7 protein-coding genes and 6 pseudogenes are annotated in these 11,385 nt (G+C 73.1%); 6 read left to right on the top strand and 7 right to left on the bottom strand.

Translation table 11 applies throughout. From position 1 onward, the window contains the following. The 4 genes and pseudogenes from JNW89_RS15340 to JNW89_RS15330 all read left to right on the top strand — a co-directional run. Nucleotides 1-398: pseudogene (locus JNW89_RS15340) on the top strand (alpha/beta hydrolase family protein); the annotation flags it as partial. 85 nt (nucleotides 399-483) lie between these two features. After that, nucleotides 484-750 (top strand): annotated as a pseudogene (locus JNW89_RS38800) (ABC transporter substrate-binding protein); the annotation flags it as partial. A gap of 6 nt (nucleotides 751-756) precedes the next feature. Beyond that, nucleotides 757-1,044 (top strand): annotated as a pseudogene (locus JNW89_RS15335) (alpha/beta hydrolase family protein); the annotation flags it as partial. 76 nt (nucleotides 1,045-1,120) lie between these two features. Further along, a complete protein-coding gene (locus JNW89_RS15330; protein WP_238449432.1) occupies nucleotides 1,121-2,338 on the top strand; it encodes an ABC transporter substrate-binding protein in 1,218 nt (405 codons plus the stop codon). 73 nt (nucleotides 2,339-2,411) lie between these two features. On the opposite strand, the gene ddaH is transcribed toward JNW89_RS15330, so the two are convergent. Next, nucleotides 2,412-3,245 (bottom strand): dimethylargininase, encoded by an 834-nt coding sequence (gene ddaH / locus JNW89_RS15325; protein ID WP_375155098.1) that lies wholly within the window; start codon nucleotides 3,243-3,245, stop codon nucleotides 2,412-2,414. A gap of 59 nt (nucleotides 3,246-3,304) precedes the next feature. Here ddaH and JNW89_RS15320 point away from each other — a divergent pair, with 59 nt between their 5' ends. Then, entirely contained in the window at nucleotides 3,305-3,763 is a 459-nt protein-coding gene (locus JNW89_RS15320) for an Lrp/AsnC family transcriptional regulator (RefSeq protein WP_088959726.1), read from the top strand. Nucleotides 3,764-3,830: 67 nt separating this feature from the next. Next, nucleotides 3,831-4,787 (top strand): zinc-binding dehydrogenase, encoded by a 957-nt coding sequence (locus JNW89_RS15315; RefSeq protein WP_238449431.1) that lies wholly within the window; start codon nucleotides 3,831-3,833, stop codon nucleotides 4,785-4,787. A gap of 35 nt (nucleotides 4,788-4,822) precedes the next feature. On the opposite strand, the pseudogene JNW89_RS38795 reads toward JNW89_RS15315, so the two are convergent. The 6 genes and pseudogenes from JNW89_RS38795 to JNW89_RS15290 form a co-directional block, all read right to left on the bottom strand. Then, nucleotides 4,823-5,266, bottom strand: a pseudogene (locus JNW89_RS38795) (hypothetical protein); the annotation flags it as partial. Nucleotides 5,267-5,404: 138 nt separating this feature from the next. Continuing rightward, a pseudogene (locus JNW89_RS15310) lies at nucleotides 5,405-6,337 on the bottom strand (biotin carboxylase N-terminal domain-containing protein); the annotation flags it as partial. Between the two features lie 11 nt (nucleotides 6,338-6,348). Further along, nucleotides 6,349-7,950, bottom strand: coding sequence for a carboxyl transferase domain-containing protein (locus JNW89_RS15305; RefSeq protein WP_238449004.1), 1,602 nt, complete (start codon nucleotides 7,948-7,950; stop codon nucleotides 6,349-6,351). Continuing rightward, nucleotides 7,947-9,143 (bottom strand): acyl-CoA dehydrogenase family protein, encoded by a 1,197-nt coding sequence (locus tag JNW89_RS15300; RefSeq protein ID WP_238449003.1) that lies wholly within the window; start codon nucleotides 9,141-9,143, stop codon nucleotides 7,947-7,949. The genes JNW89_RS15305 and JNW89_RS15300 overlap by 4 nt, the downstream gene beginning before the upstream one ends. Continuing rightward, nucleotides 9,140-10,348 (bottom strand): acyclic terpene utilization AtuA family protein, encoded by a 1,209-nt coding sequence (locus JNW89_RS15295; RefSeq protein WP_375155099.1) that lies wholly within the window; start codon nucleotides 10,346-10,348, stop codon nucleotides 9,140-9,142. Before JNW89_RS15295 ends, JNW89_RS15300 begins: the two co-directional genes overlap by 4 nt. Beyond that, a pseudogene (locus JNW89_RS15290) lies at nucleotides 10,318-11,342 on the bottom strand (acyclic terpene utilization AtuA family protein). The gene JNW89_RS15295 and the pseudogene JNW89_RS15290 overlap by 31 nt, the downstream one beginning before the upstream one ends. Nucleotides 11,343-11,385 lie beyond the last annotated feature (43 nt).

The following is an 11,385-nucleotide window of genomic DNA, read 5'->3' as shown; positions in this document are numbered from 1 at the left end:
CGCTCTACGCGGCGGCGCACGCGCGGCCGGCGTACGAGGGGTGCTGGCGCTGGCCCCGGTCGCCGACCTCGCCGAGGCGTACCGGCTGGATCTGGACGGCGGGGCGGTGGCCGCGCTGCTCGGCGGCGGCCCGGCGGAACACCCGGACCGGTACGCGGCGGCCGATCCACGGGGGCTGGTGCCGCTTCGGACACGCACCGTGATCGTTCACGGGGTCCAGGACCAGCAGGTCCCAGTCACGATCAGGCCGGGGTTACCTGGCCGCGGCCCGGGCGGCGGGGGCCGATGTGCGCCTCGTTGAACTGCCGAAATGCGAGCACTTCGGGCTCATCGACCCGGAGTCGGCGGCCTGGCCGCAGGTCAGAGAAGCGTTGCAGTCGCTGCACAAAGATCAATAGCCATTGACGCAGCGTCGTCAACCAGGTAGAACGCCGAGGGGGCGGTGACGCCCGGCAACGCTCCGGAAGGATTTTGGTGTCGCAAATGAACCGCAGGCGCGCCCTGCAGCTGCTGGCCGCGCTCGGTACCACCGGGCTGGTCGCCGGCTGCGGCACGGACGACGAGGATGAGCCGGCCGCGGCCGGCTCGCCGATCAAAATCGGGCTCGTCGCCCCCGAAAGTGGCTCGGGCAAAACCATCGGCGAGGACATCGTCAACGGCTTCGAGCTGTACCTGGCCACCCACGGCCAGCGCCTCGGCGGGCACCCGGTGACCCTGGTGAAGGCCGACGAGGGCGACAACGCCAAGACCGGTCAGGCCGCGCTGCTCGGCGGCGGCCCGGCGGAACACCCGGACCGGTACGCGGCGGCCGATCCACGGGGGCTGGTGCCGCTTCGGACACGCACCGTGATCGTTCACGGGGTCCAGGACCAGCAGGTCCCAGTCACGATCAGCCGGGGTTACCTGGCCGCGGCCCGGGCGGCGGGGGCCGATGTGCGCCTCGTTGAACTGCCGAAATGCGAGCACTTCGGGCTCATCGACCCGGAGTCGGCGGCCTGGCCGCAGGTCAGAGAAGCGTTGCAGTCGCTGCACAAAGATCAATAGCCATTGACGCAGCGTCGTCAACCAGGTAGAACGCCGAGGGGGCGGTGACGCCCGGCAACGCTCCGGAAGGATTTTGGTGTCGCAAATGAACCGCAGGCGCGCCCTGCAGCTGCTGGCCGCGCTCGGTACCACCGGGCTGGTCGCCGGCTGCGGCACGGACGACGAGGATGAGCCGGCCGCGGCCGGCTCGCCGATCAAAATCGGGCTCGTCGCCCCCGAAAGTGGCTCGGGCAAAACCATCGGCGAGGACATCGTCAACGGCTTCGAGCTGTACCTGGCCACCCACGGCCAGCGCCTCGGCGGGCACCCGGTGACCCTGGTGAAGGCCGACGAGGGCGACAACGCCAAGACCGGTCAGGCCGCCGTCAACGACCTGCTCAAGCAGGGCGTGCTCGCCCTCACCGGGGTGGTCAACCCGACGGTGATGTCCGGTATCCGGGACATCGTGGAGCAGGCCCGAGTGCCGCTGATCGGGTCGAACGCCTCGCCGGTCAGCCTCCAGAGCGTGGTCTACATCTGGCGCACCTCGTACGTGCTGGACGAGCCGGGCCGGGCGCTCGGGGCGTACCTGAAGCAGCGGCTGCCGGCCAGCAGCCGGGTGGTGACCATCGCGCCCGAGGGCAGCCTCGACGTCGTGCAGGGCTTCCGCCAGGGCTTCGGCGTCGACGACCCGCGGATCGCCGGCGAACCCGTCTGGACCGACCCCACCGCCGACCCCGGCGAGGGCACCTACGCCCCGGACATCCGGCAGGCGCTCAGCCGCAGGCCCACCGCGATCTTCTGCCACTTCTCGGGCACCGCGGCCATCCAGTTCATCAAGCAGCTGCGCCGGCACCGGCCGGCCTACACCGGGCCGATCTACGCGCCCGGCTTCCTCACCGAGGGCAACGTGCTCAACGAGGTACGCGGGGTGCTGCTGGACAAGGAGGACCGGCTGCTGCCCGGCCCGATCCAGACCGTGTCGAACTACTCGGCCGACCTGAACAACAACGCCAACCGGATCTTCGCCTCCGCGTACCGCAAGACGTTCAACGTCTCGCCCAGCACGTACGCCATGGCCTCGTACGACGCCGCCCAGGTGCTCGACGGGGCGATCCGGATCGCCGGGGCGAACCCGACCCCGCAGCAGGTCAACCTGGCCCTCGGCAAGGTGGGCCAGATCGACAGCCCGCGCGGGGTGTGGCAGTTCAACCAGCCCCGTACGCCGCAGCAGCGGTGGTACCTGCGCACCGTGCAGTTCGACGGCCGGCTGCTGTCCAACGTCATGCTCAACGAGATCGCCACGCTCGGCTGAGCGCCGAGCCCCGTACGCGCCGAGGGCCGGTCTCCCCGCGGGAGGCCGGCCCTCGGCGTACGCCGTGGTGGCGTCAGTGACGCAGCTCGGCGATGCAGCACTTCACGCTGCCGCCGCCCTTCTTCACCTCGCCCAGCTCGACCGGCACCGGGTGGTAGCCGGCCGCCTTGAGCTTGCCGGCCAGCCGGGTCGCCTCGCTGTTGAGCACGACGTTGAGCCCGTCGCTGACCAGGTTCAGGCCGAAGGTCATCGCGTCCTCGTCGTCCGCGACCACCGCGTCCGGGAAGAGCTGGGCGAGCACCTTCTGGCTGGCCGCCGAGAAGGCGCCCGGGAAGTAGACGATGTTCTCGTCGTCGATCGAGGCGAGCGCCACGTCCAGGTGGTAGAAGCGCGGGTCGACCAGGCGCAGCGACACCACCGGCCGGCCGAGCGCCTCCTGCGCCTCGGCGTGCGCCGGCAGCTCGGTGCGGAAGCCGTGGCCGGCGAGGACCAGCCCGCCGTGCGCCTCCGGCAGGTACGCGAAGTCGCCCTCGCCCTCGTTGGTCTCGCTCGGCGCGATGAACCGCCAGCCCTGCGACTCGTAGAACGCCCGGTGCGCGGCCGCCTCGGCGGCGCGCTGCTCGTGCTTGAACTGGGCGCCGTAGACCGTCCCGTCCACCACGAAGGCGCCGTTGGCGGCGAAGACCATGTCCGGCAGCCCGGCCTCGGGGTTGAGCAGGTGCACGTCGTGGCCGAGCCCGACCAGCGTCTCCCGCAGGCGGTCCCACTGCTTGACCGCCAGCTCCGCGTCGACCGCGGTGGTGACGTCCATCCACGGGTTGATGGCGTACTCGACGGCGAAGTGCTCGGGCGAGCACATGAGATATGTCCGCTTTCGCGGCACTCGCTGCTGGTTCACGGTGACCAAGAGTAGGTAGCGTAGAACTTTGGTAACAGCCAGAACTCTTGCTTTCTGAAGGCGGAACGTTGCAGATAGACGCGGTCGACCAGCGAATCATTGCGTTGCTCGTGGCGGACGCTCGCGCGTCGTACGCCGACATCGGCAGCCGGGTGTCACTCTCCGCTCCGGCGGTGAAGAGACGCGTCGACCGGCTCCGCTCCGCGGGGGTGATCCGGGGCTTCACCGCGGTGGTCGATCCGGCCGCCGTCGGCTGGACCACCGAGGCCTTCGTCGAGCTCTTCTGCGCCGGCCGGACCACCCCCGCGCAGATCGGGGTGGCCGCCCGGCGGCACCCGGAGGTGGTCGGGGCGTACACCGTCTCGGGCGAGGCGGACGCCCTGGTGCATCTGCGGGCCGCCGACATCGCCCACCTGGAGGAGGCGCTGGAGCGGCTGCGGGCGGAGTCGTTCGTGACCTCCACCCGGAGCACCATCGTGCTCTCCCGCCTGGTCGAGTCGCCCGGCGTCGGCCCGTCCACCGGCTGACCCGCGCTTGACCTCAACCCCGCTTCATGTCGTCGACTGGGCCGGACGGCGACGTGAGGAGGGGATCGTGCGGGCGGTGTGGCTGCGGGAGTTCGGCGGGCCGGAGGTGCTGGTGCCGGGAACGGCGCCCGACCCGACGCCCGGGCCGGGGCAGGTGCTGATCGAGGTGGCCCACGTCAACCTCACCTTCGTCGAGACGATGTTCCGGGCCACCGGGTTCGGGCCGTTCCGCGGCCCGCTGCCGGTGATCCCCGGCAACGGGGTCGGCGGCGTGATCGGCGCGGTGGGCCCGGACGTGGACCCCGGGCTGGTCGGCCGGCGGGTGGTCAGCGGCACCGGTGGCTCCGGCGGGTACGCCGAACGGGTCGTGGTGGACCGGGCCGCGCCGATCGAGGTGCCCGACGCGCTGGCGCTGGACGACGCGGTGGCGCTGCTCGCCGACGGCCGCACCGCGCTGCTGCTGACCGACGCGGCGGCGCCCCGGGCGGGGGAACGCGTGCTGGTCGAGGCCGCTGCCGGTGGGGTGGGCGGCCTGCTGGTCCAGCTCGCCGCGCGGGCGGGAGCACGGGTGGTCGGCCTGGCCGGCGGCCCCCGCAAGACGGAACTGGTCCGGGCGGCGGGCGCCGACGTCGTGATCGACTACCGGGAGCCCGACTGGGCCGACCGGGTACGCGCCGCGACCGGCGGGGTGAACGTCGTCTTCGACGGCGTCGGCGGCGACGTGGGCCGGGCGGCGTTCGACCTGCTCGACCCCGGCGGTCGGATGCTCAACTTCGGGCTCGCCTCCGGCAGCTGGACCGACGTGCCGACGGAGACCGCCACGGCGCGCGGGGTGGCCCTGCTGCGACCGACCGCCGGCCCGGACGAGCTGCGTGCGCTCACCGTACGGGCGTTGGCCGAGGGCGCGGCCGGGCGGCTGCGCCCGCTGATCGGGCAGCGGTTCCCGTTGGAGCGGGCCGCCGAGGCGCACGCCGCGATGCAGTCGCGGGCCACCGTCGGCAAGACCCTGCTCGACGTCGGCTGACCAGTCGGCGCACCGGACGAGCGTGCGCGACGGGGTCAGAGGTACATGCCCGTCCGGTGCTCGGAGTCCGCCGGCCGGCTCGGCTTGTCGCCCTCGCCGAAGAACCGCTTGCCGCCGAACTCCCCGTGCAGCCGGTCGTCCAGCTCGTCGGCCAGCCCGGTCATCACCTGCACCGCGAGCATCAGGTGGGTGGCCTGGAAGTTGCGGCCGAAGACCGGGATGGAGGCCCAGACGGTGTCGTCGGCGCAGTAGAGCCGGCCGATCGGCATCCGGTTGGTCAGCTCGGAGAGCTTCACGTAGAGGCGCTCGGTCGGCTCCACCTCGGTGAGCACCGGGGAGAAGACGTCGACCAGCGGCGGGTTGTCGCGTACCCGGACGAACACCATCGCCGAGCCGGCCCGGATGTTGATGTCGCCGTCCGAGTCCACCTGGAGCTGGTCGGACTTCGACTTGAGCATGGTCGACACGACCGTGCGGACCCGCTCCTCCAGCGCCAGCACGTCCTCGCCCTCGTCGCTCTTCTGCGCGCTCGCGGCGGCGGCCAGGGCCTCGTCGAGGTCCGCCTCGACGTCGCGGTCCGGGCCGAACTCGCTGCGCGCGGTGCCGAGCGGTTCGGCCGGCAGCGGCTCGCCCTCGGCGACCAGCAGTTGCAGCCGGACCAGGTCCAGCCCGGTGACCGCCTCGGTGACCGGGTGCTCCACCTGGAGCCGGGTGTTCATCTCCAGGAAGTAGAACTCGCCGGTCGGGGCGAGCAGGAACTCCACCGTGCCCGCGCCGACGTAGTCGACGGCCCGGCCGGCGGCCACCGCCGCCTCGTGCAGCCGCTGCCGCAGCTGCGGCCCGACGACGGCCGGGGCCTCCTCGACGATCTTCTGGTGCCGGCGCTGGATCGAGCAGTCCCGCTCGCCGAGGGCGACCACGGTGCCGTGGGTGTCGCCGAAGATCTGCACCTCGACGTGCCGGCCGCGCTCCACGTACCGCTCGACGAAGACCGTGCCGTCGCCGAAGGCGGCGGCCGCCTCGCGGCGCGCGGAGGCGACGGCCTCGGCGAGGTCGACGGCGTCGCGGACCACGCGCATGCCCCGCCCGCCGCCGCCGGCGGACGCCTTGACCAGCACCGGGAAGTCGGTGATCTGGTCGGGGTCGGTCCAGGTCGGCAGCATCGGCACGCCCGCCTCGGCGAGCAGTGCCTTCGCCTCCATCTTGTCGCCCATCGCGGCGATCGCCTTGGCCGGCGGGCCGACCCAGGTCAGCCCCGCGTCGGTCACCGCCGCGGCGAACTCGGCGTTCTCGGCGAGGAAGCCGTAGCCCGGGTGGACGGCGTCCGCGCCGGTCCGCCGGGCCGCGTCCAATATCTTCTCGATCCGCAGGTACGTCTCGGCCGGGGTGTTCCCCGGCAGCCGCACCGCGTGGTCGGCCTCGGCTACGAACGGCGCGTCGGCGTCGGCGTCGGAGTGCACGGCGACCGTCTCGATGCCGAGCGCGCGGCAGGTGGCGAAGACCCGGCGGGCGATCTCGCCCCGGTTGGCGACCAGCAGTCGGGTGATCATGAGTGTGCCCCTCACATCCGGAAGACGCCGAAGCCGTCGGCGCCCTTCACCGGTCCGTTGTGGATCGCCGACAGGCAGAGCCCGAGGACGGTACGGGTGTCCCGGGGGTCGATCACCCCGTCGTCGTAGAGCCGGCCGGAGAGGAAGAGTGCGCCGGATTGGGACTCGATCTGCTGCTCGACCATCATCCGCATCGCCGCGTCGGACTCCTCGTCGTAGTCGCGCCCCCGGGCGGCGGCGGCCTGCCGGGCGACTATGGAGAGCACCCCGGCGAGCTGCGCCGGCCCCATCACCGCCGACTTCGCGTTCGGCCAGGTGAACAGGAACCGCGGCTCGTACGCCCGGCCGCACATGCCGTAGTTGCCGGCGCCGTAGGAGGCGCCCAGGTTGACCGTCAGGTGCGGCACGGTCGAGTTCGAGACCGCGTTGATCATCAACGCGCCGTGCTTGATGATGCCGCGCTGCTCGTACTCGGTGCCGACCATGTAGCCGGTGGTGTTCTGGAGGAAGACCAGCGGGGTGTCGGCGGCGTTGGCGAGCTGGATGAACTGGGCAGCCTTCTGCGCCTCCGCGCTGAACAGCACGCCCCGGGCGTTGGCCAGCACCCCGACCGGGTACCCGTGCAGCTCACCCCAGCCGGTGACCAGCGCCGTGCCGTAGGCCGGCTTGAACTCGTCGAACTCACTGCCGTCGAGCACCCGGGCCAGCACCTCCCGGGGGTCGAACGGCACCTTGAGGTCGGCGCTGGCGATGCCGAGCAGCTCCTCTGGGTCGTACTTGGGGAGCTGGGGGATTGGGTTGCGCGGCGGCGGGCCCTGCTTGCGCCAGTTGAGCCGGCGCACGCACTGCCGGGCCAGCCGGATGCCGTCCCGCTCGTCCTCGGCCAGGAAATCGGCCAGCCCGGACGTGCTGGCGTGCATCGCCGCCCCGCCCAGCGACTCGTCGTCGGTGACCTCGCCGGTGGCCATCTTCACCAGCGGCGGACCGGCCAGGTACACCTGCGACCGGTCCCGGATCATGATGACGTGGTCGGACATCCCGGGCACGTACGCGCCGCCCGCGGTGGCGTTGCCGAAGACCACGCTGACCGTGGGGATCTTCGCCGCGGAGAGCCGGGTCAGGTCGCGGAACACCCGGCCGCCCGGGATGAAGATCTCCGCCTGGGTGGGCAGGTCCGCCCCCGCCGACTCGACCAGGTTGACCATCGGCAGCCGGTTGGCCAGGGCGATCTCGCCGGCCCGGCGGGTCTTCGCCAGCGACCAGGGGTTGACCGCTCCGCCGCGTACCGTCGGGTCGTTGGCGACGACCAGGCACTCCACGCCCTCGACCACGCCGATGCCGGTCACCACGCTGGCCCCGACCGGGAAGTCGGTGCCGTACGCCGCCACCGGGGACAGCTCCAGGAACGGGCTGTCCGGGTCGAGCAGCAGCTCGATCCGCTCCCGGGGGAGCAGCTTGCCGCGCGCGTGGTGCCGGGTCACGTACTTCTCGCCACCGCCGGCCCGGGCCCGGTCCAGCGCGGCGTCCAGCTCGGCGAGGCGTTCCAGCAGGGCCTCCCGGTTGGCCCGGTAGGTCGGCGAGGAGGGGTCGAGCGTGCTGTCCAGTGTGCTCACAGGCCCATGCCCTTCGCGATGATCTCGTTCATGATCTCGGTGGTGCCGCCGCCGATGCCGAGGATCCGGGCGTCCCGGTAGTGCCGCTCCACCTCGGCGTCGCGCAGGTAGCCGAAGCCGCCGTGCAGTTGCAGCGCCTGGTCGACCACCTGGTCGCAGGCGGCCACCGCGACGTTCTTCGCCATCGCCACCTCGGTCACCACCGGCTCGCCCGCCGCGACCCGGGCGGCCACCTCGTGCACGTACGCCCGGGCCGCCTCGGCGCGGGTGTGCATCTCGGCGAGCCGGTGCCGGACCAGTTGCCGGCTGGCCAGCGGGCGGCCGAAGGTGGACCGGTCCCGGCACCAGCGGGTGGCCAGCTCGACGCAGCGCTGCGCGGTCGCGTACGCCTGGGTGGCCAGCGAGAGCCGCTCCGCGGCGAAGTGCTGCATGATCGCGAGGAAGCCGGTGTTCTCCTCGCCGATCCGGTTGGTCACCGGCACCCGGACGTCGACGAAGGACAGTTCGGCGGTGTCCGAGCAGTGCCAGCCCAGCTTCTCCAGCCGGCGCCCGACGGTGAAGCCGGGCGTGCCCTTGTCGATGACCAGCAGGCTGAGCTCCCCGCTGCCCGGGAAGTCGGTGCAGACCGCGGTGGTCACGAAGTCGGCCCGCACCCCGCTGGTGATGTAGGTCTTCGAGCCGTTCACCACGTAGTGGTCGCCGTCCCGGCGGGCGGTGGTGCGGATCGCGGCGACGTCCGAGCCGCCGTCCGGCTCGGTGATCGCCAGCGCGCCGATCATCGTCCCGGCCAGGGTGGGCCGCACGTACCGGTCGACCAGGTCGTCGTCGCCGCGGAGCTGGCCGCCGCCGAGCCGGCCGCGGAGCAGGCCGCCGCTCTGGCCGCCGGCGGCGGCGACCATGTGCGGCAGCGCGATGCCGTGCGTGAAGAGGGCCGCGATCAGCCCGGACGAGCCGCCGGAGCGGATGATCTCCTCGGTGACGACGATCGAGTCGAGCAGGTCGCCGCCGCTGCCGCCGACCGATTCGGGGAAGCCGATGCCGAGCAGGCCGATCTTCGCGGCGGTGGCGTGCAGCTCGCGCGGCACCTCGCCGGCCCGCTCCCAGTCGGCCAGGTGCGGCAGCACCTCCCGGGTGACGAAGGCCCGGGTCAGCTCGCGCAGCTGCCGCCGTTCCGGGGTGTCCACGATGCTCATGCGCCGGCCTCCCCGACTCGTTCCGGTGACCCCGCCGGCCGGTCCGCGGGCAGGTCGACGACCCGGCAGCGCAGCAGCTCCCCGAGCGCCTTGGCCTGCGGGTCGAACCGCGTGGAGGCGGCCACGCCCTGCCCGAGCAGCCCCCGCACCACGAAGTTGACCGCCCGCAGGTGGGGCAGCTCGTAGCGCTCGACGGTCAGCGGGGCGGTCTCCGGCAGCAGCTCGGCCAGTCGCTCGACGGTGAGCCAGCCGCGCAGCCAGGCGTACGTGGCGTCGGTGCGCGCCCAGACGCCCAGGTTGGCGTCGCCGCCCTTGTCGCCGGAGCGCGCCCCGACCAGTTCGCCCAGCGGCGCCCGTCGGGTCGCCCCGGTGCCCGCCGGCCGTGCCGGCGCACCGCCAGTGTCCGGTACGACCTCCGTGGCGGGCGCGGCGGTGGCGTCGGTCCGGGTCGGCGGCGGGATCGGCACGCGTTCACCGCCGGGCAGCACCGCGACGTGCTCGACCGCGTCCTGCGGCACCGTGTCGGCGGTGAAGACGCCGTACGGCGTGGCGTCGCCGGGCAGCGTGGTCAGCGTGCAGCCGGGGTAGGAGGCCAGGGCCAGCTCCACCGCGGCCGCCGAGAAGACCCGCCCGGCCCGCGCCTTGTCACCGTCGCGCAGGTGTACGTGCAGCAGCGCGCTCGCCGCCTCGGTGTCGGCCGCGTCCGGGTGGTCGGTGCGGGCCAGCGTGAACTCCAGCCCCTCCTTGCCGACCGCCTCCTCGAGCTGCTCGCGCACCAGCGCCGCCTTGGCGGGGACGTCCAGTCCGCAGAGGACGAACGTCATCGAGTTGCGGAACCCGCCGAGGTTGTTGACGCCGACCTTGAGGGTGTCCGGCGGCGGCGTGCCCCGGACGCCGGAGACGCGGACCCGGTCGGGCCCGTCCTGGTGCAGCCGCACCGTGTCCAGCCGGGTCACCACGTCCGGCCCCAGGTACGCCGGGCCGCCCACCTCGTAGAGCAGCTGCGCGGTGACGGTCTCGACGGTGACCGCGCCGCCGGTGCCGGGGTGCTTGGTGAGCACCGAGGAACCGTCCGCGTGGATCTCCGCGATCGGGAAACCGGGCCGGTGGCCGCCGTCGGGCAGTTCGGTGAAGAAGCTGAAGTTGCCGCCGGTGACCTGCGCCCCGCACTCGATCAGGTGTCCGGCGACGGTCGCCCCGGCCAGCGCGTCGAGGTCGTCCCGGCCCCAGCCGAACCGGGCGATCGCCGGCCGACGGCCAGCGAGGCGTCGGTGACCCGGCCGGTGACCACCACGTCCGCCCCGGCGTCGAGGCAGGCCGCGATGCCGAACGCGCCGAGATAGGCGTTCGCGGTGAGCGCGTCGGGACGGGCGAGGGCGTCGCCCTCGACGTACCCGATCCGGGCGGTGAGGCCGAGCCGGTCGGCGAGCGAGCCGTCCGGCCCCAGGTACGCCGGGCCGCCCACCTCGTAGAGCAGCTGCGCGGTGACGGTCTCGACGGTGACCGCGCCGCCGGTGCCGGGGTGCTTGGTGAGCACCGAGGAACCGTCCGCGTGGATCTCCGCGATCGGGAAACCGGGCCGGTGGCCGCCGTCGGGCAGTTCGGTGAAGAAGCTGAAGTTGCCGCCGGTGACCTGCGCCCCGCACTCGATCAGGTGTCCGGCGACGGTCGCCCCGGCCAGCGCGTCGAGGTCGTCCCGGCCCCAGCCGAACCGGGCGATCGCCGGCCGACGGCCAGCGAGGCGTCGGTGACCCGGCCGGTGACCACCACGTCCGCCCCGGCGTCGAGGCAGGCCGCGATGCCGAACGCGCCGAGATAGGCGTTCGCGGTGAGCGCGTCGGGACGGGCGAGGGCGTCGCCCTCGACGTACCCGATCCGGGCGGTGAGGCCGAGCCGGTCGGCGAGCGAGCCGATCGCGGCGGCCAGGCCGGCCGGGTTCAGCCCGCCGGCGTTGGTCACGATCCGTACGCCCCGGTCCAGCGCGGTGCCGAGGCAGCCTTCGAGCTGGCGGAGGAACGTCTTCGCGTATCCCAGGGCGGGGTCGCGCATCCGGTCGCGGCCGAGGATCAGCATGGTCAGCTCGGCCAGGTAGTCGCCGGTGAGCACGTCCAGCTCGCCGCCGTCGAGCATCTCCCGCCAGGCCGTGGCGCGGTCGCCGTAGAAGCCGGAGGCGTTGCCGACCCGGAGCGGGGCGCTCATGCCGGGGCTCCGGCGCGCTCGCCGCGCGCGGCTCCCGGCCGGT

The organism is Micromonospora sp. 4G55 (assembly GCF_016803375.1).
This window is presented reverse-complemented; position numbering and strand designations above follow the sequence as displayed.